Origin of the sequence: Paenibacillus paeoniae, from assembly GCF_003388735.1 — a bacterium.
GTDB classification, from domain to species: Bacteria; Bacillota; Bacilli; order Paenibacillales; family Paenibacillaceae; genus Pristimantibacillus; species Pristimantibacillus paeoniae.
This window is the reverse complement of sequence record NZ_QUBQ01000001.1, coordinates 1,178,107-1,201,941: the sequence shown is the minus strand read 5'-3', so window position 1 is coordinate 1,201,941 and position 23,835 is coordinate 1,178,107. Positions and strand designations below refer to the sequence as shown.

General features: G+C 48.5%; 28 protein-coding genes. 11 read left to right on the top strand and 17 right to left on the bottom strand.

All coding sequences use genetic code 11. From position 1 onward, the window contains the following. Positions 1 to 54 precede the first annotated feature (54 nt). The 5 genes from DX130_RS05380 to DX130_RS05360 all read right to left on the bottom strand — a co-directional run bounded on the left by DX130_RS05380 (position 55) and on the right by DX130_RS05360 (position 3,569). On the bottom strand, positions 55 to 1,041 hold the full coding sequence (locus tag DX130_RS05380) for a beta-ketoacyl-ACP synthase III (RefSeq protein WP_116043436.1): 987 nt from the start codon (positions 1,039 to 1,041) through the stop codon (positions 55 to 57). A gap of 9 nt (positions 1,042 to 1,050) precedes the next feature. After that, positions 1,051 to 2,040: a phosphate acyltransferase PlsX gene (gene plsX, locus DX130_RS05375; protein WP_116043434.1), complete on the bottom strand. Its 990-nt coding sequence runs from the start codon at positions 2,038 to 2,040 to the stop codon at positions 1,051 to 1,053. Further along, the gene (gene fapR, locus DX130_RS05370; protein ID WP_116045756.1) at positions 2,024 to 2,620 is read right to left on the bottom strand and encodes a transcription factor FapR; all 597 of its coding nucleotides are present in this window, start codon (positions 2,618 to 2,620) and stop codon (positions 2,024 to 2,026) included. Before fapR ends, plsX begins: the two co-directional genes overlap by 17 nt. Positions 2,621 to 2,845: 225 nt before the next feature. Then, positions 2,846 to 3,019 (bottom strand): 50S ribosomal protein L32, encoded by a 174-nt coding sequence (gene rpmF, locus DX130_RS05365; RefSeq protein ID WP_116043433.1) that lies wholly within the window; start codon positions 3,017 to 3,019, stop codon positions 2,846 to 2,848. Between the two features lie 34 nt (positions 3,020 to 3,053). Next, positions 3,054 to 3,569, bottom strand: coding sequence for a YceD family protein (locus tag DX130_RS05360; protein ID WP_116043431.1), 516 nt, complete (start codon positions 3,567 to 3,569; stop codon positions 3,054 to 3,056). A 166-nt stretch (positions 3,570 to 3,735) separates the two neighbouring features. Here DX130_RS05360 and DX130_RS05355 point away from each other — a divergent pair, with 166 nt between their 5' ends. Then, a complete protein-coding gene (locus DX130_RS05355; protein WP_116043430.1) occupies positions 3,736 to 4,980 on the top strand; it encodes a nucleotidyltransferase in 1,245 nt (414 codons plus the stop codon). Positions 4,981 to 5,651: 671 nt separating this feature from the next. Here DX130_RS05355 and DX130_RS05345 read toward each other — a convergent pair. Next, entirely contained in the window at positions 5,652 to 6,731 is a 1,080-nt protein-coding gene (locus tag DX130_RS05345) for a S16 family serine protease (RefSeq protein WP_165861172.1), read from the bottom strand. 103 nt (positions 6,732 to 6,834) lie between these two features. On the opposite strand from DX130_RS05345, the gene DX130_RS05340 reads away from it, so the two are divergent. Further along, a complete protein-coding gene (locus DX130_RS05340) occupies positions 6,835 to 8,058 on the top strand; it encodes a nucleoside recognition domain-containing protein (RefSeq protein WP_165861171.1) in 1,224 nt (407 codons plus the stop codon). Positions 8,059 to 8,101: 43 nt separating this feature from the next. Here DX130_RS05340 and coaD read toward each other — a convergent pair whose 3' ends face one another. After that, positions 8,102 to 8,632, bottom strand: a complete 531-nt coding sequence (coaD, locus tag DX130_RS05335) for a pantetheine-phosphate adenylyltransferase (RefSeq protein WP_116043424.1) — start codon at positions 8,630 to 8,632, stop codon at positions 8,102 to 8,104. Next, complete coding sequence (gene rsmD, locus DX130_RS05330; protein WP_116043422.1) at positions 8,619 to 9,221, bottom strand: 16S rRNA (guanine(966)-N(2))-methyltransferase RsmD; 603 nt, start codon at positions 9,219 to 9,221, stop codon at positions 8,619 to 8,621. The genes coaD and rsmD overlap by 14 nt, the downstream gene beginning before the upstream one ends. 163 nt (positions 9,222 to 9,384) lie before the next feature. Between rsmD and DX130_RS05325 the strand changes: the two genes are divergently transcribed. After that, entirely contained in the window at positions 9,385 to 9,723 is a 339-nt protein-coding gene (locus DX130_RS05325) for a L,D-transpeptidase (RefSeq protein ID WP_116043421.1), read from the top strand. A 75-nt stretch (positions 9,724 to 9,798) separates the two neighbouring features. On the opposite strand, the gene DX130_RS05320 is transcribed toward DX130_RS05325, so the two are convergent. Continuing rightward, a complete protein-coding gene (locus tag DX130_RS05320) occupies positions 9,799 to 10,692 on the bottom strand; it encodes a hypothetical protein (protein WP_116043419.1) in 894 nt (297 codons plus the stop codon). A 440-nt stretch (positions 10,693 to 11,132) separates the two neighbouring features. Then, complete coding sequence (locus DX130_RS26835) at positions 11,133 to 11,234, bottom strand: group II intron maturase-specific domain-containing protein (RefSeq protein ID WP_240644317.1); 102 nt, start codon at positions 11,232 to 11,234, stop codon at positions 11,133 to 11,135. Positions 11,235 to 11,289: 55 nt separating this feature from the next. On the opposite strand from DX130_RS26835, the gene DX130_RS05310 reads away from it, so the two are divergent. The 5 genes from DX130_RS05310 (at position 11,290) to DX130_RS05295 (ending at position 15,186) form a co-directional block, all read left to right on the top strand. Further along, a complete protein-coding gene (locus DX130_RS05310; RefSeq protein WP_116043417.1) occupies positions 11,290 to 11,538 on the top strand; it encodes a DUF3951 domain-containing protein in 249 nt (82 codons plus the stop codon). A gap of 1,068 nt (positions 11,539 to 12,606) precedes the next feature. Further along, positions 12,607 to 12,753 (top strand): hypothetical protein, encoded by a 147-nt coding sequence (locus DX130_RS26360; protein ID WP_165861170.1) that lies wholly within the window; start codon positions 12,607 to 12,609, stop codon positions 12,751 to 12,753. Positions 12,754 to 12,850: 97 nt separating this feature from the next. Further along, positions 12,851 to 13,720, top strand: a complete 870-nt coding sequence (gene ku, locus DX130_RS05305) for a non-homologous end joining protein Ku (protein WP_116043416.1) — start codon at positions 12,851 to 12,853, stop codon at positions 13,718 to 13,720. Beyond that, entirely contained in the window at positions 13,717 to 14,622 is a 906-nt protein-coding gene (locus tag DX130_RS05300) for an ATP-dependent DNA ligase (protein WP_116043414.1), read from the top strand. The genes ku and DX130_RS05300 overlap by 4 nt, the downstream gene beginning before the upstream one ends. A gap of 42 nt (positions 14,623 to 14,664) precedes the next feature. Continuing rightward, entirely contained in the window at positions 14,665 to 15,186 is a 522-nt protein-coding gene (locus tag DX130_RS05295) for a hypothetical protein (protein ID WP_116043412.1), read from the top strand. A 50-nt stretch (positions 15,187 to 15,236) separates the two neighbouring features. Here the strand turns inward: DX130_RS05295 and DX130_RS05290 are convergent, their stop codons facing one another. The 3 genes from DX130_RS05290 to DX130_RS05280 form a co-directional block, all read right to left on the bottom strand. Further along, the gene (locus tag DX130_RS05290) at positions 15,237 to 15,971 is read right to left on the bottom strand and encodes a suppressor of fused domain protein (RefSeq protein ID WP_116043411.1); all 735 of its coding nucleotides are present in this window, start codon (positions 15,969 to 15,971) and stop codon (positions 15,237 to 15,239) included. A gap of 82 nt (positions 15,972 to 16,053) precedes the next feature. Beyond that, complete coding sequence (locus DX130_RS05285; protein WP_165861169.1) at positions 16,054 to 17,787, bottom strand: MutS-related protein; 1,734 nt, start codon at positions 17,785 to 17,787, stop codon at positions 16,054 to 16,056. A 138-nt stretch (positions 17,788 to 17,925) separates the two neighbouring features. Continuing rightward, positions 17,926 to 19,215: an amidohydrolase gene (locus DX130_RS05280; RefSeq protein WP_116043408.1), complete on the bottom strand. Its 1,290-nt coding sequence runs from the start codon at positions 19,213 to 19,215 to the stop codon at positions 17,926 to 17,928. A 181-nt stretch (positions 19,216 to 19,396) separates the two neighbouring features. Here DX130_RS05280 and DX130_RS05275 point away from each other — a divergent pair, with 181 nt between their 5' ends. From DX130_RS05275 to DX130_RS05265, 3 genes are all read left to right on the top strand, one after another. Next, on the top strand, positions 19,397 to 19,627 hold the full coding sequence (locus tag DX130_RS05275; protein ID WP_116043406.1) for a spore coat associated protein CotJA: 231 nt from the start codon (positions 19,397 to 19,399) through the stop codon (positions 19,625 to 19,627). Further along, positions 19,627 to 19,890, top strand: a complete 264-nt coding sequence (locus tag DX130_RS05270; RefSeq protein WP_116043405.1) for a spore coat protein CotJB — start codon at positions 19,627 to 19,629, stop codon at positions 19,888 to 19,890. The genes DX130_RS05275 and DX130_RS05270 overlap by 1 nt, the downstream gene beginning before the upstream one ends. Positions 19,891 to 19,957: 67 nt before the next feature. Continuing rightward, on the top strand, positions 19,958 to 20,527 hold the full coding sequence (locus DX130_RS05265; RefSeq protein ID WP_116043403.1) for a manganese catalase family protein: 570 nt from the start codon (positions 19,958 to 19,960) through the stop codon (positions 20,525 to 20,527). 197 nt (positions 20,528 to 20,724) lie between these two features. Here the strand turns inward: DX130_RS05265 and DX130_RS05260 are convergent, their stop codons facing one another. The 4 genes from DX130_RS05260 to DX130_RS05240 form a co-directional block, all read right to left on the bottom strand. Continuing rightward, on the bottom strand, positions 20,725 to 21,066 hold the full coding sequence (locus DX130_RS05260; protein WP_240644316.1) for a hypothetical protein: 342 nt from the start codon (positions 21,064 to 21,066) through the stop codon (positions 20,725 to 20,727). Positions 21,067 to 21,117: 51 nt separating this feature from the next. Then, on the bottom strand, positions 21,118 to 21,588 hold the full coding sequence (locus tag DX130_RS05255; protein WP_116043400.1) for a P-loop nucleotide/nucleoside kinase family protein: 471 nt from the start codon (positions 21,586 to 21,588) through the stop codon (positions 21,118 to 21,120). An 824-nt stretch (positions 21,589 to 22,412) separates the two neighbouring features. Beyond that, positions 22,413 to 22,805, bottom strand: coding sequence for a zinc ribbon domain-containing protein (locus tag DX130_RS27405; protein ID WP_116043396.1), 393 nt, complete (start codon positions 22,803 to 22,805; stop codon positions 22,413 to 22,415). Positions 22,806 to 23,108: 303 nt separating this feature from the next. Continuing rightward, a complete protein-coding gene (locus DX130_RS05240) occupies positions 23,109 to 23,774 on the bottom strand; it encodes a peptidoglycan recognition protein family protein (RefSeq protein WP_116043394.1) in 666 nt (221 codons plus the stop codon). Between the last annotated feature and the right edge of the window lie 61 nt (positions 23,775 to 23,835).

Genomic DNA, 23,835 nt, shown 5'->3' with positions numbered 1-23,835 from the left:
CCAATTCCAATACGGTTCATCCGCTCCAGAGAGCGGATCTGTCACCGCGCTTTATTACCAAATCAATACGGAAGCTCCCCATGTCAAGCCGCCGCCGAATCCGACAAACACCAATTTGTCGCCTTCTTTTATACGGTTCTGCTCTACAGCTTCTGCCAGCGCAACCGGAATGGATGCGGCCGACATATTACCGTATTTGTCCAGATTAATCATAGCCTTCTCTTCCGACAGATGAAGCCGGTTCAGCGCAGATTGAATGATCCGTATGTTCGCTTGATGAGGGATCAGAAGATCAACGTCTTCCTTCGCGAATCCCGCTTTCGCAAGCGCATCCTCCGCTGCACTGCCCATAATGCGCACGGCAAACTTAAAGACGTCATTGCCCGCCATATGGATATAATGCTGTTTCGTCGAGATGCTCTGCTCCGAGGACGGTATGCGCGAACCGCCGCCGCTAACCTTCAGCAGCTCGCCTCCGCTCCCGTCCGCTCCCAGCTCGAAGGAACGAAAACCCTTGCCCTCTTCGACTTGACCGAGCACGACAGCGCCAGCGCCGTCGCCGAACAGAATGCATGTGTTGCGATCGGTATAATCCGTAATGCGGGACAATGTTTCCGCGCCAACAACAAGCACATGCTTGTACATGCCGGTAGCAATCATATTTGAAGCCGTCGCCAGACCGTAGATAAAGCCTGAGCATGCTGCGGACAGATCGAACGCCGCCGCCTTCGTGGCCCCTAGTTTTGTTTGAAGGAGACAAGCGGTAGACGGGAAAAACATGTCCGGCGTAATCGTCGATACAATGATCAGATCGATGTCTTCTGCTGTCAGGCCAGCCGCAGCAATGGCTTGCTTCGACGCTTCATAAGCCAGATCGGAGGTTGCTTCCGCTTCCGCGGCTATGCGACGTTCCTTGATTCCGGTACGTGTTACGATCCATTCATCGTTCGTTTCTACCATTTGCTCCAATTCTTGATTCGTAAGAATGCGTTCGGGCACATATTTGCCCGTTCCAATAATGCCGACAGGATGCAAACCCATGCTTCACACTCACTTCCCGTTAATTTCAGAAGAGATCGATTCGATCATATTGCCTTGCAATGCTATTCTTGCTTGGCGAACCGCGTTTTTCACCGCAACCGCATCCGATGAACCGTGACACTTCACAACAAGGCCGTTGAGACCTAGCAGCGGAGCTCCGCCATGTTCCTTATAGTCCATCTTTTTCTTCAACTTCTTCAGCTGCGGCAGCATAATTGCTGCTGCTATCTTGGTCAGGAAGGAACTTCCGAACGCACTCTTCAACATAGTGAAGATCGTGCCAGCTGTCCCCTCCAGCGATTTCAGCATAATGTTGCCTGCGAATCCGTCGCTTATGATCACGTCGCAATTCCGGTTCAGCACATCGCGGGATTCTACGTTGCCAATGAAATGAATGGGCGCCTGTTCCAATAGATCATAGGCTGCTTTGGTCATTTCGTTGCCTTTCTTCGCTTCTGTGCCAACATTAAGCAGTCCTACTCTCGGCTGCTTGATGCCATGCACCTTCTCGCGATAGATGCTGCCCATAACGGCGTATTGCGCGAGATGCTCTGGCTTGGCGTCCATATTGGCACCAAGATCCATGGCGAGAATACCGACATCATCCATCGTCGGCAGGACGAAGGCCAGCGCAGGACGCTCAATGCCTTCCATTCTTCCGACCACAAGCAAGCCTGTCGTCATCAGCGCTCCCGTATTGCCGGCAGACAGCATGGCATCAGCTTGCTTGTCCTTCACCAGTTGACCGGCAACGACCATCGATGCGCCTTTTTTCCGTCTAACAGCTTTGACCGGCTCATCTTCCGGACCGATAACATCGTCCGCTTGAACCAGTTGCACATTGGACGGAATACCATCCTTGAGAAAAGGCTCGATAGCCGCTTTGTCGCCAACAAGCAACAGTTCAGTATCCGGCCATTCGGCTGCGGCATCCAGCGCGCCTTTTACAATTTGTTCAGGGGCATGGTCTCCCCCCATTACGTCAATGGCGATCCGCATGTTGTTCTCCTCCTCGATTGTCCCTGTCGCCGGCGGATCTGAAGATGACGAAATTGCCTTGGAATACCATTTCGTCACCTACGTATGTGAATAATTCAACCTTCGATTTGCTTCGCTCGCCCGAGATCGAACGGACGTACGCCTTCGCAATGCATTTCTCGCCCAGCCTCACCGGACGTATAAACCGGATGTCGGCGGTAACGGTCAGTGCGATGGCATCGTCGATTACAGCTACCGCAAGAGAATTCGCTTGCGCGAATACATGATGGCCCCTAGCGATAGAAGTACGGGAGAATACATGTTCTTCCCTGATTTCAAAAATCGAGATGCCGCTCTTGTCCAGTTCGAGATCCACGATGTCCCCGATCACCTCATGAAGCGGCAAAGAACGTACGGAATCATAGGAGCGCTCTGCCATCAGCTTCAAGCGTTCCCTAAGCTCTGGTATGCCGAGCTCCATCCGGTCAAGCCGGATCGTCTGTATGCTCACCTTCAACAAGCGGGTAAGCTCCCGGTCCGTCATAAAAGGATTATCTTCGATATGCTGGGCCAGCAGCTGATGCCGTTGGCGCTTGGGCATTCGTTCCATGCTCGGCTCACCCCTTCGTCGTTCATGAGTATGGGAATGACTGAGTGCCTATTCTAGCAAACCGATATCGCCGATCGCATTCCCTACTAGATATATGTTAAACGTCACGTTTTATCACCTGGTACTAAATTAGTATATAAAAAAAAACCATTCTGCGCAATGAAACCAAAAAATAGCACCTCACCGCGAGATGAAGTGCTATCATGGAAATCATTATTATTGGGAAATGATCTCTTTTGTTTTGTAATATCCACACACTTTGCACACGTGGTGAGCCAATTTCAGCTCTCCGCATTGCTCGCATTTTACCATACCAGGTATCGCAAGCTTGAAATGCGTGCGACGCTTGTCGCGGCGAGTTTTGGATGTTCTACGTTGAGGTACTGCCATCTTTCCCACCTCCTTCACAAAATCAATACCGTTACTACTCCTTAAACAAATCCTTCAACGATTCAAAGCGAGGGTCAATCCGCTCGTTTTTGCATTCGCAGGTTCGCTCATTTAAGTTTTTTCCGCAGGTCTGACAGAGTCCCTTGCAATCCTTGCCGCACAGCGGCGCAAAAGGCATGAACACCAGAAGCGCTTCGTTAAGAAACGGCTTCAGGTCGAGTCTGTCCGATTTCAATTCCACAAATTCTTCGTTTTCGTTCGTTTCGCCGTCAGCTTCCTCATCGGAAGGAGGCTTGAACTGCTCGAAGAAGGGAATGACCGTATGTTCCTTAGTCGGTTCAAGACAACGTGAGCATGCAAGCTCCAAATCGATGGTTAGTGTACCGTCGACCGTTACGAAACCGTCGTGACCAGCAACCTCAAGCGAAACATGGAGCGGACCAGCCGCAATTACATCCGCCCGTCCCTTGAACAATTCGCTCATATCGAGCGCTTCTTGTACGGTTGCCTTCAGGCCCCTGGCCATCATCTCTTGCATATGAAACTGCATATCATCACTCCAAACAAACAAAGATTATTATAGCGATTCAAACGATCTTTTGTCAACAATTTCACGTTGCAAATCGTAATGAGCATCTTCCACTGTGATGCAACATCCTCTCTATGCTATAGTGAAATCACCTATAAATCAAGAAGATGGGAGAGACATCGATCCAATGCGCGCTGTAGGCTTGATCGTAGAATACAATCCATTCCATAACGGACATCTTTATCATTTGCGTCAATCAGTCAAAATAACAGAGGCCGAGGCCGTCGTCGCCGTCATGAGCGGCAACTTCCTGCAGCGCGGCGAGCCTGCGATGTGGGACAAGTGGACGCGTACCCGCATGGCGCTGCAAGGGGGCTGCGACCTTGTTATCGAGCTGCCAGTGGCCTACGCCACGCATGCCGCGGAATGGTTCGCCTACGGCGCCGTGTCGCTGCTGGAAGCCACAGGCGTCGTAGACGCTGTCTGCTTCGGAACAGAAAGCGGCGAGTTGGCTCCTCTCCTTCATGCAGCGGAGATTGCTGCGGACGAGCCGGCAAGCTTCCAGGCGCTGCTGAGAGAGCGCCTGGATACGGGGATGAGCTATCCCTTCGCCTATAGCAGCGCCCTACAGGCCTATTTGACCCAGCAGGGCCACGGGGATGCCGCTTCGTTTCCATTTGATACGCCGAACCATACGCTCGGCTTGCATTATCTGATCGCGTTAAGGCGGATTAAGGGCGCGATGCAGCCGTATACGATTGCCCGCGAGAAAGCGCAGTATCACCAAGAGACGATTACTGACGGCTCTATCGCCAGTGCGACCGCTATTCGCAAGCTGTTGCTGGAGAGCGAATCGCTGGCATCCGCGCATCCGTTCGTCCCTGCCTCCACCTTCGAAGGTATTCAGGAATGCGCCTCATTCGGCGGCGCTCCTGTAAGCTGGGAGCGCTATATGCCTGTGCTTATGCACAAGCTGTTGACGAGCGATGCGGCGTCGCTAGCAGCTTGTAGGGATGTTAGTGAGGGACTGGAGCATCGATTCTTGAATGCTTTGCCCGAGCTGCGCAAGGGCAGCTTCGAGGAATTGATGTCGCTGGTTAAGACGAAGCGATATACACGGACGCGGCTGCAGCGGGCGCTTCTGTCCGTCCTGCTGGGACATGTGCGGGACGAGTTCACGCCGGAGAAGCTGGCAGGCGGCGTGAACTATATCCGCGTTCTCGGCTTCACCGAGAAGGGCCGAGCGCTGTTGAAACGAATGCGGCAGACATCCTCTCTGCCCATCCTCCTCAGCGCCGCAAGGCCTCCAGAGTCGTATCGCTACCTCGACCTCGACGTCAGGGCGAGCAACGCCTACATGATCGGCGCAGGCGGCAGCGAGCTATCAGCGTCGCTGTACCGCGACTACCGCGAAAAGCCCGTCATGATTTGACGGGCTTTTCGCTAGGAAGCGTTGACCGGGTTATCCGATAGGTGAGATGTCCTCAGACAGCTGCTTTACGTCGGTCTCACCGATCTATTTCGCTCGTATGGGCTCCTCTGACACTTTTAAGACGCTCACATCGACCTTTTTCGCTCGTTTGGATTCCTCGGACACTTTTAGGACGCTCTCACCGATCTATTTCGCTCGTATGGGCTCCTCAGACACTTTTAAGGCGCTCACATCGACCTTTTTCGCTCGTTTGGATTCCTCGGACACTTTTAGGACGCTCTCACCGACCTTTTTCGCTCGTATGGACTCCTCAGACACTTTTAAGGCGCTCACATCGACCTTTTTCGCTCGTTTGGATTCCTCGGACACTTTTAGGACGCTCTCACCGATCTATTTCGTTCGTATGGACTCCTCAGACTCTTTTAGGACGCTCTCACCGACCTATTTCGCTCGTATGGACTCCTCAGACACTTTTAAGGCGCTCACATCGACCTTTTTCGCTCGTATGGACTCCTCATCACCGGCCTATTTGAATTTGAACATAAAGACACTCACCATTCGCCACCAAAACATCGTACTGCCGCTAAACTAAGCTAGTGAGCTCATGAATCCACAATTTACAAATCGGTTCACCGTATCCCCAAATATCGATGACCTGCAAAACTCACATATTACCGATTCGACGCAAATGCAGCTATGGCGTCCAGCGCCTCTTGAAGCGTATCCACACCGACTATTTTCATATCTGTCTTAATAGATTTCGCCTTGCTCAGCGCGTCTCTTTCGTTCGACTTGGGCACAAGGAAGAGCTTGGCGCCTTCCTCCGAGGTCGATACCACCTTCTGCTTGATGCCGCCTATCGCGCCCACCTTGCCTTCCGGGCTGATCGTCCCGGTTGCCGCAATTCGGGCACCCTGAGTCAGGTCGCCCTCTGTCAGCAAGTCGATTGCGCCAAGCGTAAAAACAAGCCCAGCGGATGGGCCGCCGATCTCGCCGGCAGATATCGTCAGCCGCTGCTCCTTATGTGTCGCTTCAACCGTGCGCAGCTCCACAAAGCTCTTGGCACTCAGCAGCAGCGCCAAACGCTTCTCATCTGAGTCAGCCGCACCGCCTGTATAGGTCGCTGAAGGCTCCAACTCCACAATCATTTGCTTGCCACCACGCTCGATCTCAATGAAGACTGAATCGGATGCTCCGCTCCCCTTATTCTCCATCGCTTCAATTACCTGATCCGCAGCATCCTCGACGCTCCGGAATGACTCTCCCCCCTGAAGCCGCAACAGCTTATCGCCTGCCCGAAGCTTCCCGACAGGTTGCTCCGCAACTCGTATAATATCGGTAATCACGATTGCTTGCGTCTTCACTTCATAGGGAACCTTCAAATACCGATATGCAGCTTCAACTGCATCATTCTGCGAGCCTTCCATAATAACCGTCAATCGTTCCGCATACTGTTCTTTTGTATAATGGCCGAACACAGCACTTTTCTGATACACATTACGGTCCCTGTCAACCGTAGCTTTTAGCACACCCAAAAAATTCGGCTCGATCAGCTTGACTGCCGTCAGCAAAAACTGTCCACCATCCACAGGAACCCCAGACTCCAGTGTAATCATAGGCTCCACGGGCACGGCAATGCCAGGCTCATATACCAAATAGGGCGTGGGCGCATACAGAAGCCCCCACATGACAAGCGCGGTAATCGCTGCAGTTAATAAAATGCGCCGCACGGCAGATAGTCCTCTTCTCATAGGCTCCCTCCCATCCATGCCAGCTTTTCGATTCGTGGTCTATCTTCTCTTATTACAACGTAATTATAAGCGTAATAGTTTGTCCAAAGAGGAGTTGATCAGCATGCCCAAAACGATCCTTTTAGCCGTCTTATCCATCCTGCTGGTCGGCTCTATTATTATACAGCCGGATGCTTCGTTCCAGGCTTCGCTGCAAGGTCTAACCGTGTGGTGGAATATCGTATTTCCGGGATTGCTTCCGTTTCTCGTTTTATATGAAATCATGCTGGCATTCGGACTGGCCCATGCCATCGGATCGATGCTCCAGCCCCTTATGCAACGAACGCTGGGCTTGCCTGGCGAAGCCGCCCTGGCCCTCGTATTCGGATGGGCAGGCGGCTATCCGGCAGGCTCGGAAGCCGTCGCGTCGCTCCGCAAGCGTGAGAAGCTTGACCGGTCGCAGGGGCAACGGCTGCTGTCCTTCGCTCATATGCCGAACCCGCTCTTTATGCTTGTTGTGATTGGAGCAGGCTTCCTCCATAAACCAATTGCGGGCATGATGATAGCAGCAGCCGTCTGGGTATCCGCCCTATGGCTGCTGCTAATAACGTCGATATTCCGACAGCGAAAACCTATTCCGGCGGCTGATGGACAAACTCCCCCTACTCGCCCGCTATCTTCATTCGCGCAGGGTCTCCAAGCCGGCAGGGAACAAGATGGCCGAAGCTTCGGCCAAGTACTCGGCGATGCCGTCTCCGGCAGCGTTCAGAAGCTTATGGTAATCGGCGGTTTCATGATCTTCGCCGCTGTTCTGTCCAAGCTTTCTGAACCGCTCTTCGCTCCGTTGCAGAAACTCGGATATGCCTTTGTTGGCGCTGCCTTCTTCGAGAGCCACCTCGGATCATATGCTGCCGCCATCTGGAATGCTCCAGGCGGAAGCGCCATGTTCGGCTGCGCCGTCATTGCAGCCATCCTGGCCTGGAGCGGCATCGCCGGCATCTTGCAGACCGGTTATGCCATAGCCGGCACCGATTTGAAATTGCTGCCTTTCGTCGTCCATCGCCTGAACCATGCGCTGCATGCTTTTGTGCTAACTTTGTTACTCTGGCGCCCTCTTAGCTGGCTGGCGGAAAGGCTCGCGCCGGAGGGCGGTTTCCCAGTGATGATGTTCGGTGAATATTATAGATCCTCGTTAAATGTCAGCATGCCCATGACTGCCATGAGCGCTCATGACATGCCCTTCCTATGGTTATACTCTATCGTCTCTATGACCATTTTATTGGCCATTATGCTTATTCTGTATGCATGTATTCCCCGCAAATCCAGACCCGCCCGCATACACCGATAAGAGTCCGGAGTCGCATTGGTCGCTCCCCTTTATGCGTAAATCATTAGGAGTTGGAGCCGTATTTCTCCTTGAGACGCCCCTCTACGACAGGCGGCACCAATTCCTTCACTTCACCCTTGAACTGGGCAATTTCTTTGACGATGCTGGAGCTCAAATAGGAATATTTCGGATTAGTCATCATAAACATTGTGTCGATATCGCCGTCAAGCAGATGGTTCGTCGAGGCCAATTGAAGCTCATATTCGAAATCAGTTACTGAACGAATACCGCGAATAATGACATCCGCCTCTCTGCTGCGCATGAAACGCACCAACAAATCACGGAAGCTGTCAATTTCCACATTCGGCAAATCCTTTGTCACCTCGCGAAGCAGCTCCTTGCGCTCCTCGACTGAAAAAAGCGGGTTTTTACTTGTGTTGTTCAGAACCGCCACGATTAGTCGGTCAAATTGTTTTGCCGAGCGCCGAATAATGTCCAGATGGCCATAGGTCACCGGATCAAAACTGCCCGGGTACACCGCGATGCGTTCCTTTTTGAGGAATTGTCCTGTTGTTTGCTTCTCATTCGTTGACATCCGACTCGCTCCTATTCGTATCTTCTTCCGTAGTTTCTTCTATGTATTGATATATCGTAACGGCAATATCGCCGTATTTTGCCGTTCTAGTCTGGCGGAAGCCCCGCATTTCCTCCGGGTACGCGACAGATGCGTCATGCTCCACAACAATAACTGCATCCGGTTCAAGCATGCTTTTGGCCGCCAATTCACCCATTACTTCATCCATTGCCGTCATCTTATAAGGCGGATCCAGAAAAACGATCGAAAACCTTATATCTCGCTTTGCCAACGCTTTCAAGGCGCGATCGGCATCGTTCCGATAAATCTCGGCATCGCGATCTGCCCCCGCTGTCTGTACATTTTGACGGATGATATCTACACTTATCTTTTCCCTATCGACAAATATTACTTTCTCCGCACCCCGGCTCCAAGCCTCAAGGCCAAGTCCGCCCGTACCGGCAAACAAATCCAGCGCAATACCTCCGTCGAAGAAAGGACCGATCATGCTGAAAATCGCTTCCTTCACCTTGTCCGTTGTCGGTCTGGTGTTCTTGCCGGGCACAGCCTTCAGCGCGCGCCCTTTTGCAGCGCCTGCGATGATTCTCACTGCTTTTTGCCCCTTTCGCAATCATTCCCGCCTATCGTACCATACATTCCCTCGGAGAATAAAGATGGTTAATTGAATCCTCCATCAGCTTCAACTTCTCTTTTTATCAACACCCAGCCATTCCAGCCCGCAGCACCATATGATAAAAAAAAGGAGGAAGCAAATGCCAGACTATCGTATCATCATAGACTTGTCCGACCGTCGCCTTTATCTTCTGGACAACAATATTGTTGTACGCGCTTATCCGGTCGGCATAGGGAGGATGGTAACTCAGACCCCTCACGGAGAATTTACAATTGTGAACAAACAGCCGAATCCGGGCGGTCCGTTCGGCGCTTTCTGGATGGGCCTCTCCAAACCTTCCTATGGCATACACGGCACAAACGACCCTTCCTCCATCGGAGGAGAAGTCTCGCACGGCTGCATCCGCATGTATAATCATGATGTCCTGGAATTGCAATCGCTAGTGCCTATCGGGACAAGAGTGACAATTCGGCCTTAACTGCGCAAAGAGCGCTATTGGAGGGTCATCCTCGAATAGCGCTCTTGTTAAACGATTCCTACTATATTGTAGTGTTTAGCTTGGCTCGACTCCGCCCATCGCCTTGTACGCGTCCAGAACATTTTGCAGCGCCTTCTTCTCTGCCGCTGTAACGGTACGATCATAGTGAAACTGATCACCTTGATGCCTGATGATCGTTTTTTTAGAAGAAATAATCGCTTTAATCATATCCATTTCATATTTTGCCACGTTCCCATCGTAGTATTCCCATACGCCGCTGTATCCGTTATCCCGTTGAATCTCACCATAGGACGGGGAGACGGTGTATGTCTCATCATCCGCTTTAATCGTATAGCCGTCCATGAATACCCAATCATCGCCGGTATAACGAATCGCAAGACGAAGCCATGGAGAAGATCCGTCTTTAGTGCCGAAATAAATATGGAAGGAGTTGGAGTTCACAAATTTTGCAGACGTTTTATCGTTATAGAACGTTCTCTCCGTTATCTCATCGTATTCCTTTCGCATCTTGCCCGTTGCTGCCGCAAGGCGCGCCTTCTCTTCCTCTTCCTTTGCTTTGGCTTCAGCAGCGATGCGTTTATTCTTTTCTTCAATTTCCTTTGTCATCTGTGCGCTTAAATCGGCTAACGTTGCGATATGCTCTGAATCGGGATGTTTGCTTTGCAGTGAAGACAAGGTAGTATTCAATCCGTTCAAATCTTCATTTTCGAATTGAAGTTTTCCTGCCGCCAACAACTTGTCCGGTCCGTTTTTAAGTTCATCGATTTCCTTTTTTAATTGCTCGATCTCGTTTTTCAAATTACCGTTCTCCGTCTTGAGCACGGATACATTTTCTTTTTCGTTTTTCAAATCCGCAGATAATTCTGCCGTGCCTCCAGAGCTGCATGCACCTAAGGAAAAAATGATAATGGCAGCAATCATAATACGGAATAGCGACTCTTTCAACATCGTGACCCCCATTGATATCTAATCAGTTCTTAAATATGTCTTTAGAACTAGATTACAGCTATATTCTTCCAATGTGAAGCATTATTTTTGTTAAAACGACAAAAAAACTTCGTAATGTAAATTATTGTCGATCAGGAGGAGGCGGCGGCTAGCCCTCGTCCTCTCACACCACCGTACATGCGCGTCCGCATACGGCGGTTCCAAAAGGTTAACAAGACTCCAAATAACGAGTAAGCAAACTCTTCAGCCCTTTCCCTTCCCAATAGGAAGTCGGAAGGGCGTGTTTGTGTTTCGAGACATTTCCCACACTCCTCATCTGGCATTAGCCATCACACGGCAGGTCCACTTCGAGACACGAAGTGAAGTGTCCGGAGTTCCCGGATTCGGATACATACTCGTTTCCACTGATTCCACAGACACATGCTTAGCCTACGGCGAATCTACTGGTCAAATTTCTCGCGGTGGCCCTTTGCAGACGCAAATCGGAAGTATGCCATCCAGCCAAGCAGGTAACGGTTGAGTTGCGAAGTACGGGGATCCATGGGCATTGATCGCGTTAACATTTAAGTATAGAATGGAACAAAGGCGGTGTTTATAATGAACTTTCTGCTATTCATATCGGTTGGAATATGCGGCATTTTCTTTCTCTCATTAGCGATCATCATGATCAAAATACTCCTTAAAAGAGGACTACCAAGTAATAATTACACTCCATTTGACTACATTACAGCCCATTCTAATGTTGAGTTTCACGATGAGAAACAAGAGAAAGAAGAAAATGTGGATCATGGTGATGATAAGAACAAAAACATGATTTCGTTATCAAAACGAACTTCTCTTCCCTAACGCGCAATAGGGTTCTTCTGCGACTCTGCCGCCATAAATCATCCCAGCGTCAACGGGAGACGTATAAAATCCTCTCTCATTCACTGTTACCCTTCCGTTTACCCCTGTATAGGCTCATTGTTCTGCTTTCCTCTTCATTCATTAATTCACACAGCGGTTACTCACCGTTCTGGGTATTTTCAACTGGCCAAACGCCGCATTGCAGTAGGCATAGTTAACCAATAGATATATCACTTCGTGACCTTAAGCTCTGATGCGCATTTGCTAGCTAGCATGAAACCAATAGGCATCGATGGAAGTATGTAGTAGACTGTATAGGGTTCACCTACTTCTGAAAGGGGTATCACGATGAGCGATTATATCTACATATGCCCTGTGTGCAGGACTCATAACGATCAATCAGCAAACCATTGTATTAGATGCGAGCACTCGATGCTAAGCACAACCTATCCGCCAATCATAGTAAAAAAGAAATCTTCTGCAGCAAAAATTATTGGGATAGTCGCTATTTGTTTTGGCGGCATCGTTATTTTTGGAACTCTCCTAGTTGTAGTATTCACCTCCACTAAGTAGTACAAGCAAGAATACGCGTACCGCTTTGAGTCAAAGCGTGAGGAGATCATCCGTAGAAAAAGATGCTGGCACCAGGAGTAATCCCGTTCCTATAGGAAAAGTACACTCATTTTCGGTTGAACAGTTTTTCGCTGTAACCGGTGCAGATAAGAAGAGCTTTAATGTATCCATTACGCGTTGAATAAAACCATTCGGGAAGAAAGCTCAAGACGTTGTGATAGTTGGAATAAATATAATCCCCGACGTCAGCGAATCAGGATGCCAGTTGTCGGGCACAAGGAGCTTTATGGAGGAGTGGAGTACAAGGGATGGGCAGTTGAGGCAGCAGCCGCTGTTTTGAAGATAATCGAGATCAATAAGGGAACGTTTTGCAAAAAATTGATCAACAATAGGTTCATCAACTTTATCTGACCACAAAATTCCCAGATCACAAATTCCCTGATAAACAAGCATCTTTACAAAATTAATCGAGGCCCCCTTTCGGGGGCCTCTTTCATGGGAGAGGAGAAACCGGACGAAGAACTTATGGGGAAACGTAAGTCTTCTCCGCGGTTGTCTACGGCATCTTCCGACGCCGATGACTTTATCTTGTCCGGATTCACCATGATTATACATCGCCATCAAAAATTATTGCCCCGCTGATTGGGAATGCTGATTATAACTAGGCAGGAAGCAACTCGTCTGCGATCACCATTTTAAAATGATATATCATACAAACATCTATGGAGGGATTCCGCTCATGCATACGGTTTGGAAAGGCGCCATCAGCTTCGGACTTGTTCATGTTCCCATCAAAATGTTCACCGCTACCGAGGATAAGGATGTGCGCTTCCGCAGCATTCACAAGGAATGCGGCACCCCGATCTCCCAGAAGCGCGTCTGCGCCCATTGCGAACGTGAAATTGATAATGACGAAATCGCCAAAGGCTTCGAATACGAGCGAGGCAAGTTTGTCCTGTTCAGCGAAGAAGAGCTGGATGCGCTGCGGCCGGAGTCCGCTAGGACGATTCAAATCCTTGATTTCGTCAATTTGACCGATATCGATCCCATCTATTTCGAAAAAGCTTATTACCTCTCCCCCGATATGTCGGGATCTGGCGCGTACGGTTTGCTGCTGGAAGCTATCCGGCAAACAGGAAAAATCGGCATCGCCAAAATATCCATCCGCAGCAAAAGCCGTCTCGCCGCCATCCGTGTCGTTGATAATTGTCTGTGCCTGGAGACGATGCACTTCCCGGACGAGATTCGCTCTATAACGCAAGTTCCGAACTTGCCGGAGGGGGTGTCGATCAACGAGAAGGAACTCGAAATTGCCAAGCTGCTGATCGACCAGCTGTCGGCGGCGTTTGATCCGGAAAAATATACGGACGACTATCGGACTTCGCTGCTTCAAGCGATCGAATCGAAAATGGCTGGCGAGGGGGTCGATATTGTAGCCGCACCTGCCACTGACTCTACAAAGGTCATTGATTTGATGGCTGCCCTGCAGGCTAGTCTTGACGCTGCAGCACAAATCCCGACCGATTCCGGAAAAACCGGGACGAAACGCAAGCCCGCTGCCACAAAAGAGAAAAAACCGAAGAAAACGACCAAAGGCACAGCTTCATGACGGAGCCAAGCACTAGAATGCGCCTGCCGTCGGTTCCCATGTCCCCGATCCTGTCGCCTGATATTCCAAAGGGACCGGAGTGGTGCTATCAAATCAAATGGGATGGTGTCCGCACCCTTGCCAGACTGGACGGAGCAGGCGGCGTTGAGCTGTTCTCGAAGCGTATGGAGCGACGGAACAAGACGTTCCCAGAAATTGTCGCCCATCTTAAAACCATGCACGTTGGCGCATGTCTGTTGGACGGAGAGATCGTGTACTTTGATGGAGTCCGGCCAAATTTCCAGCGGGGACGGCTCGGCATTCGCAGCGGCAGCGGACGGGACGAGCTATTATTTGTGCTGTTCGATCTGCTGCATGATGGGAGCGAGGATTTGCGTTCGCTCCCTTTCCTGGAGCGATTCCAACGATTGACGTCCAGATTTCCGGACAAAACGCCGCATGTCATGGTATCAGATTTATTTTATGACGGGGATGCTCTATGGGAATGGCTGCATGAACGCGGGTGGGAAGGACTAGTCTCCAAAAGGCTCGACAGTCCTTATACGGAGGGCAAACATCACCAGTCCTGGTACAAAAAACGAAAGGAGTTGCTCCTTCAGGCCGAAGTGGTCGGCATCAAATTAAGGGAGGGACAACTATCCAGTCTTGTGCTACGATATGAAGGTCAATACGTCGGGCATGTATCGGGTCTAGATTATGCGTCGAAGCGCATATTGGAGAAGTTTATGCAGGACTATCCTGGAGAATGTCCGTTCCCCAAGCTAACACCAGGCATGAAAAAATCAGATGTGGCCTGGCTCAGTGTGCCATTTCCTTGCCGCATTTCCGCACTGGAATTTACTGATAGCGGACTTCTCCGTCAGCCGAAACTGCTTGGGTTTGGCGATAAAGGCCATACATAATGCCTTATAGTCAGCAAGATATTTGCAGGAGGTTATTTTACAATGAACAAAAAAGCACTGGCTGCGGCAGCGCTCGCATTATCCTTATTAGTAGCGGGATGCAGTCAAAACACCGGCACAACGAACCCGTCCAGCTCAGCTAACGGACAACCTGAAGCTTCTGCAACGCCGAAGCCAACCAAGAAGCCCAATAAGAAATGGGAAGAAGCACAGAACCTGGCCCTCGATCACGTCAACATTTACATAAATGGCGACGATGTAGCTGAGAAGCAAAAGTATGTGGAAAAGAGCGTCAATCCGGAAGTAGCATCCCTCTTTTTGCTTGGCGCAGCTTCCATTCGAAAAGAAGAAGAAAAATTCAAAAACCCGTTCGTTGCCGAAACAGTAGATTTCACAGGCGATAACGGAGCTAAAGGCACTCTTACGCTAATCAAGGCGGAAGGCGATCGAGAAATTATCGTACTTGTTATGGATGCCAAAGTTACCTTTGCCTTCTTCAATGAAAATAACAACGAAGAGATGCAAGAAAACTATGAGAAGATGAGAGCTAACTTCAAGAACTAATGATAAAACCCGCTGATCTAATAGAGATTAGCGGGTTTTGTATGTATGATTTATCGAAAACTAAACCATGATTTTTTGCATACATTTTTGCGCTGAATGTTTAGAACCTCGTTAATTCCTGCTTGGCCCAGCTTCTGGAACAATTCCTCTGCGCCTTGTTTAAGCTTGAAATTCATTTCTTCATTGTAAACAGGCAGCAGAGAGAAGAAATGTACTTCCTTCTCCTCTGACATCTGGAGCGTAAAAAAGCCATTCGGATCTTCTGCAATTGTGGGTAGGGAAAGCAGCATGCCGGTCAACTTAGTGTTCGCTGCATAAGGCTCTGCAGGATCGCCATTCGGGATCGTATGGCCTGCATATAACCAGCTGTTATAATCATGCGGCAATCTAGCCAACGTCTTCAACCAGCGAATGGGCCAATAGTTCTTCTCATCCTGCATAGCTTCTTCCGTAAGAGGCCACTCAGCAGGCAGACAAAGCATCAGTTCCGCAAAGCGGAATCGCTCTGCTCCTTCCGGTACCGTCATGGATAATGAACTCATGCCGCATGTGACTAATGTATAATAATTTCTTCCCTGTGCTGGCGGTACGCGCAGGATATCGATATGAATCCCATCGGATACAATTTCATGAAAGACAAAATCAACTTCGCCAATATGCTTCTCGACATGGGCGGTTACCTTCTCAATCGTTTCCTCGTCGCCAGATGCAGGTTGAAAAGAGTCATCTCGTTCCTTGTGCCTATGTATAGGATGTCCTGATGCAGAATATTCCGTTTGGCTCATATTTGTTCGTCTCCTCATTGGGGAATAATGTCTGCTATAATCATTCCACCCGCACGTTCACTATTCCTGCCTGTATTCGACTTTATTTGTCATATTCCGCCAATAAATCGGTATTGCGTTCACGAATGGTCTTTGAGAGCTGATCGAAGCTGATGCCGTATTGTCTGGCAATATCCATGGCAAAGCTTCTTCCCTGCGGGCGTCCAGGCTGGACTTTGTAGGAACGATTCGACAAGATGCTGTCGTGCTCCGTCCCCTCTCTTATACCGGCAACCATGCTGATCAGCTTGCTGCTCCCTTCGACCTCGGAATTAATGGAATCGACACGGTCCGCCAGATCGTGAAGATGCGTAGCGACTACCGCCCTCAAGCCTAACAGCCTCAGTGCGCTAACGATATCTTTCATCAGATAATAACTTTCCCCCGGACTGGTAGAAGAAAAGGATTCATTGAGCAATACCATGCTATTCGGCGTTGCAGCATGAAATATCTCGCTTATCCGCTTGGATTCGACACCCAGACGCCCCGTTTCCAAGGCTGCCTGCTCTTCAACGTTGAAATAAACGTGGAGCGCATCCACGGGACTGATCTCCGCTCGACTGCATGGCACATACAAGCCGCATTGCAATAGGATCTGTGTTAATCCGATAGCTTGCGCATACGTCGTTTTACCGCCTGAATTAGGGCCAGTCAATATAAAGATCCGTCCCTCATCATCAAAGCATACATCGTTGGACACGATACGATCGTTCAGCTTGTAGTCGGCAGATTGAGATTGCCCGGACATCCGCAATGCAAGATTGACATTGTAGTTGTCGTACATCCGACATTCCTGCTGTTCCATGGGAAGAAGGGTGGGCCTGCACATTGGCAGCCCAAGACTGCGCATACGCTCAATAAATGCAACGGCGCCGATATAAAAAGCGAACTCCGCTTCCAAGGAGAGTATCCACTGACAGCGCAGGTGCAAATATTGTTCAATGATAGGATGTACGGGCTTCAGCATATTTTTCAGCAGCTTCCTTAAATCTCGGAATAACACTCTTCTCAGCGTGGCCTCTTCTTCTGAAGCGATACTAATGTGCATTTTCTCCGTGTTATGAACAATCGACTCCACAACATCCGGGTCCTTATGCAGCTCTGAAATCCCCTGATACTCGTTGCCTCCGGCAAACAGCTTCCCAAATAACGATGCTCCTGTGTAGCGTTCATCATTAATAGATAGTAACGTAGCTTGCACAGGATTCAATTGAGCGTCCAAATTAATGCCAATGGTTACGCTTGAGAGAGAGTCCAACCCCTTCTGCAGCTTGGGCAACTGTGTCGCCAGATTTTTGAAATCTGCACTCTCAGAAACCTGCACTATTCTATCTCGCAATTGGCGTAAGCCAGCGGACTTAAGCAACTCTCGGCCTGCAAAAGCTTTCTCCATTTGCGTGATGAAATCCACATAGATGGATAATTCTCTTAGACGAGAAACCGTCTGAAGCAATTCATGATCATGAGAGTGACTTTTGCTGGTGGCAAACCGCATTTCATCGATGATCACATTGCCTTTTTCCACATGATGCAGCAGTTCTGGATGATCTATAAAATCTTCTAATATATCGAGCCTGTAAGCAATAACGTTCGGATCATGACTGAATTGTTGTACGATGCTCTTCACTCTTCTATCATGCTTGCGCTCTCCGGCTATCGCATAGATGATAGGCATACATTCAAGCTCGTTCAATTCCTGGTCCGAAAGCCGCTCGACAGGTTCTTGCATACCGGGAGGAAATAGTAGATGAATAGAGTCCGTCATAGATACAGCCACGTGGTTCATCCTTTCGCGATTAAAATCAGTGAACACGATGCCGGAAACTGGAAGTAAGTTCCTCTCTATCATAATGAACTCTATCATTTTTGTAAAATAAAGGGTTTGTCAACTCGCCAACTGACGTACTTAAGAATCCTATATGTTCTCTACAATCCTTTGCGCTCGAACAGACACTTGTTTGAAGAGTTCCTCTTCATTAATTGTAAGAAGCTTTCTATTTCTCATCAGCACCTTGCCATTGACTATCGTAGTATCAACATCCGCTCCGTTCACGCCATAGACAAGTAGGGATTCTACTTGATGGATCGGCTGTAAATGCGGTTTTTTCATATCAATCAGAATAAGATCCGCCTTCTTCCCGACCTCGAGTGTGCCTGCTTGATGATCAATATTCAATAGTTTTGCGCCTTCAATCGTTGCCATCCGCAGAACTTGCCGTGCGGGGAGAACGGACGGATCGCCGTAATCCAGCTTTTGCAGCCACGTCGCTGCCTTTATTTCTTCGAACATGTCAATCGTCGTTGCGCTTCCCGATCCGTCCGTACCCAGACCGACAATGATCCCTTGATTGATCATATCAACAACTGGCGCAATGCCGCAGCCCAGCTTCAAATTACTAACCGGATTATGCGATACGCCGCCCCGCATTCCCTTCAAATATCCGATATCCCGCCGATTCAGATGCACGCTATGCGCCAAGAGAACATGCAGCCTTTCAAAAAGTCCGGCATGATAGAGATATTCCGCAGGCGTCTCGTTATACTTCTCCCGAATAACCATGACTTCTTCCTTTGTCTCCGCTAGATGGATATGAACAGGCAAATTCATCTCCTCCGCCAGCTTGATCACTCGTCTAAGCGGATCAGGCGGACAAGTATACGGGGCATGCGGACCCAACATCGTTGTAATGCGTCCATCTGCGCGTCCGTTCCAACGTTCTACTAAATCCAGCGCTTCCTCCATTCGCCTGCCGCCATCATTCTCTAGAAATACAAGTCCTCTCGTCAAAGAGGCCCGCATCCCCGTTTCTGCCACTGCCGTTGCAATTTCATTCATATGGATATACATATCGGCAAAGGAAGTCGTGCCCGATCTAATCATCTCCGCCATCGACAGCTTGGCTCCCCAATAAATATCTTCCGGGGTCATATTGGCTTCAGCGGGCAGCATTTTTTCATTAAGCCAGTCCATCAGCTTGAGATCATCCGAAAAACCCTTCAGCAGGCTCATTGGCGTATGCTGATGCGCATTAACCAGTCCCGGCATCGCAACCATACCATCGCCGTCTATCCTCTCATCCGCCTCATCGGTAAGATGAGGACTCAGTGCCTTGATCACATCGCCTTCAATTAAAATATCCCCTCTATACGGACGATCCTCTTCTTTCATCGTAACAATAACGACATTTTCAATTAATGTTTTCATCCTTAATCCCTCCTGCTTCTAGTCATGAATAGAGGATAAACGTTTCCGTAAGGAGAAGGTCAAGACAAAGATGAGTTTCTATGAAATAGGGCGCGCCCTCTATATTTCCTGTCCCGCATATCGTCCAACCCGTCACACATATAGTTGGGCAAGGAATGATATGGAAAGGAGTGCCTCCCCCATGAGTGCAAGCGATCAATTCCGAACGTACCGGCCTTTTCTCGGGCCGTTCGACCCTTGCCCGCCCATTCAGGAAAAAAGCTATAACGTGCCGCCGCAGCTGTTCATTTCATTTCAACCTCCTAATCTGCCGCAATTCTCCCCCTACGAAGCTTTAAAATATGGAACGCTCTGGCCTGCCCTATATGGTCCCTATCCGGACCCATCACGCAAGGAAGCAGGTGGTGATTAATGTCTCACGTGCTGGACGAAGCATACTACAAGCAGCTTCACGACTTGCAGGCCGTTGATTTTGTGCTAGTGGAATTGAATTTATACCTCGATACTCACCCGGGTGACGAAGCTGCAATTGCGCAGTACAATCAATTCGCTGAGCTTCGCAAGCGCATTGCCGAGCAGTTCGAATCGCAATATGGCCCGCTTATGAACTTCGGACATAGCCTATCCCGAGCGCCTTGGCAGTGGAAAGAAGCACCTTGGCCATGGCAAGTGTAATCTAGCAATCAGTCAGACAGCATGCAAAGCTGAGCAAAATGACGAGGAAAGCGGGGAATGCGCGCCGATGTGGGCCTATGAGAAGAAGCTTCAGTATCCCGTAAGGGTAAGCAAGTGTGATCCGTTGATGGCCAAGTTTCTAATGGAACAATATGGCGGAGCCGATGGGGAATTGGCTGCTGCACTGCGTTATCTGAATCAGCGATATACCATTCCGGATAAAGTTGTTGGGCTGTTAACGGATATTGGGACGGAGGAATTTGCGCACTTGGAGATGATCGCCACGATGGTCTACAAGCTGACCAAAGATGCGACGCCGGCGCAGATGAAAGCAGCAGGGCTTGGGGATCATTACGCGGCGCATGACAGCGCATTGTTCTACACAAATGCAGCAGGTGTACCGTGGACAGCTTCTTATATTGCTGCGAAAGGCGATCCCATCGCGGATTTGTATGAGGATATTGCTGCCGAGGAAAAAGCGAGGGCAACCTATCAATGGCTCATCGATATGACCGATGATGTGGACCTGCAAGACAGCTTGAAGTATCTTCGGGAGCGGGAAATCGTGCATTCCCTCCGCTTCCGCGAAGCAGTAGAAATATTAAAGGATAAGCAGGATCAGCGAATTTATTTTTAGTTTTACTATTTAAAATAAAACTAACCCAGTCGTCTGGATACAACGCGGCTGGGTTATTAACATGGTCTAGATTATTTTTGTAGAAAAGGATTCATCTTCAACCCGCCTCTTGAGAATATTCAAAATCCACAAACCCCGATTCAGGAAAATTATTTTACAGCACCTACATTTTCTATTACCTTGCTTTACTACTCTCATTACTCCAATCCATGGTCATCATCAATGATCCATGAACAATTTTTAGCAATCGCATTTGCCATGTCAGCCAATTCTTGTTCAAGTATATGATCAATTTCTGAAGGCACATCAATCTCAATTAGATTTATTTCCTCAATACCATCAAGTGAGTCATAGGCATAGCTCCCATCTTTGCGGGCTAGAATACCATTTACTCTAACAAACACTTGATTAATGATTTTATAAAATTTGAGATGACTTTCTTTTATAAGTCCTAAATCACAAGTTAAATATTGCTCCAAATCTTTGCTTTTTACTTTATTCTTATAATCTATGGAATGTATACTTATATAATCGTACATAATCTGCACCTCACATCTGTACATATCTATCAAGTTCATTCCTGTAGTTAGCTAGAACACTCTGACAAAGTTAACCCATGCGGAACCTTCATCATCCGTTGGCTCTTCAAATTTAGAATCCAAATAGTTTTGCATCTCATCCTCGATATAATATGCCTTCGAGTCACCACGTTTTATTTCTAGTTTTCGCATCTGCAATTGTTGCTTAATCTGTACATCTGGTGCGTTCATATAATGAAGTTCAGCAACAATTCCTCGATCCGAAAAATATTTTTGCGCCTCTCTTCTTTCTGTTTTACTCCAAAAACCAAAATCCAGAACTACATTAACGTCTATGGATACTAACTCCACTGCTTGATTAAATAAATAAGCAACCGCTTTTTGATGAATGAGTTGATGTTTATCGCCCAATTGTTCATCAAAAATAGAGAGCATTAAATCGTCGCAGGATAATATCATAGCCCGATGGAGTTCCCTTACATTTTGGCGTAGGTGCTTTTTCCACTCCCTACTTTGCCGCACAGCATATATATTACCGCCACGTTACCCTCACTCCAATATTTAGCGTATTCGGTCATACACGTTTAGCTTCTACTCGTCTCTTAATATAGTAAACGCACATCTTTATACAAATATTTCTTTTCTTATCTCATAGATAAAGTATAATTAGGAAATCAAGAACAACGACGAATGTACATATTTTACAAAAGGTGTGACTCCTAATGAGATGGCGGATGTGGCTTGCGATTTTTATCCTGATATGGCTATGGTGTTACTTGCCATCATCAGATCTGTTCGGTTCCTTCCTCGGAGCGTTATTTTTTCATTTTGTCGTGTTTTCGATTTATTCATTAATCGCTTCTGTTATAGGAGTGTTGAAAGACCGCAAAAACTGTAGAAATATGTTTCAAGGCAAAGAGCCACCTGCATTCTGGGAGTACGTGTTTCTAATTATTTTTAGGCTATATCAAGCTAGTATAGGGACTTATAGCCTCTCATTGATAGTGATTATGATAACAGTCCTATTATTATCGATTACTCATCTCACCGAGAAATATGGAGGATTTGCTATTCTTTTCGCCGTTGTAGGCTCAATCGCCTTATGGGCTTTAATAAGTCACCTGCTCCTTCGTGCATTCAGAGCCCTCTACCCAAATGCGGACGAGCATGCACAAAGAAAGTCCCAATAACCGTTGATCCGGTTAGAAGCAAGCCATTATATAGGGCAAATGAGTAACAGGCTAATCACATGAAGTGAGTAGCCTGTTTTTTCGTTCCAGACAGCGTATGCCATCTCTTAATGAAATACTCATTCCATTCCTTATCCTTTGACACTTACTTGCCCTCTATAAAAACAAATCCAGTCCAGAACCAAATAGCCCTCTCTTACGCGCTTCCAGCACATTGGGATCATACACCTCCACCTTGCCGCATTGCAGGCAAGAAACGAAGAAATAATGATTATGCTGGATATCCAGCAGCTTGCTGATTCCCGTGCCCGTCATCGCCACTTCTTGAATACGGCACTCCCTATGACCGCAATGAGCGCATGTGTAGTTGTTCTGTAATTGCAACTCTACACTTTCTCCCTCCAGTTGGTCTTCTACGACTTCCTCTTCAGACTCCGAGCTTTCCTTTCCGCTCAAATGTTCCGGCAGCACCTCGTGTTTGCATAGAGGACAAATCGTATCGTCCAAGATGACCTGCTCACCGCACCATGGACAATTGACTTTCTCCATCCGCAGCCCTCCCATCCATTTTTGTCGATTTCATTCACAATAACAGCACTTACATGTTATTTACTGTATTCGCTATATTCTCTTATAATCCTTTTATTCTGTGACGTTCTGCCTCTCTCTTCCGCTGCAATGACTACCTTTGAGCAAAAAAATCCCGCAAGCGCTCGGCTTGCGGGCAATGATATCCGTCGGTCCGTTAAAAAAATCAATCTGTAAAAGTCGTACCCATTGTTCTCTTTTATAGCGTCCAAAGTTATTGAATTATTTTTAGAATAACTCCCTTACAGTCGCTCAACCTACTTCCTACGGCTTCGGGTCTTGCCCGCTAACTCTGCGCAGCTCATTCGCCAACCGATTGAATTCCTTACGGGCTTCTGGCACTCCTGTGGACATATAGGCTGCGCTCAGAAACAAGATAATAGCATTGGCATCTTCCGGTTTAAGCATCGGCTCTTCTACCTCCCCGCCATCGTCCTTCAGCTTGGCGTCAACGCTTGCGACGAATGTTCTCCAGCCGCCCCAATCGCCTTCATCATTCATGAGACGGGGACAGTTTTTGCCGCTCCAATCGTAATGCCTTCGCAGACGGTTCGTTCCCCAGCCCCTCTCCCTAAGCATGGAGGCTACCAGTGTCGCTGCATGATCCAGCGTCTGAGCATAATTCCCGCTCTCCGTAATTTCGATGCCAATCGAGGTCCGGTTGCCGCTGCTCGAACTGCCGCCGTCGCCTGCATGCCATGCCACCTCTTGCAGCGGGAGACATTCGATAGCCTCTTTCTCGTCAATCACGATATGGAAAGAAGCCGTTACTGTATTGGACGGATTCGTCAGCCAATTTCGTTCGTTTCGTGCCGTGCTGGTTGGGTTGGCCGTATTGTGTATCGTGATGGACGTAGCGTTCAATGCGTAACCGGGCCGCCTGTTATGCGGCGTCGACTTCGGGATATGATCTACCACATACGCATACATTCCAACTGCTCCCCTCATGAGCTTGATAATCCAGTTTATTCTCCTTCGGGATGCGCGGCAG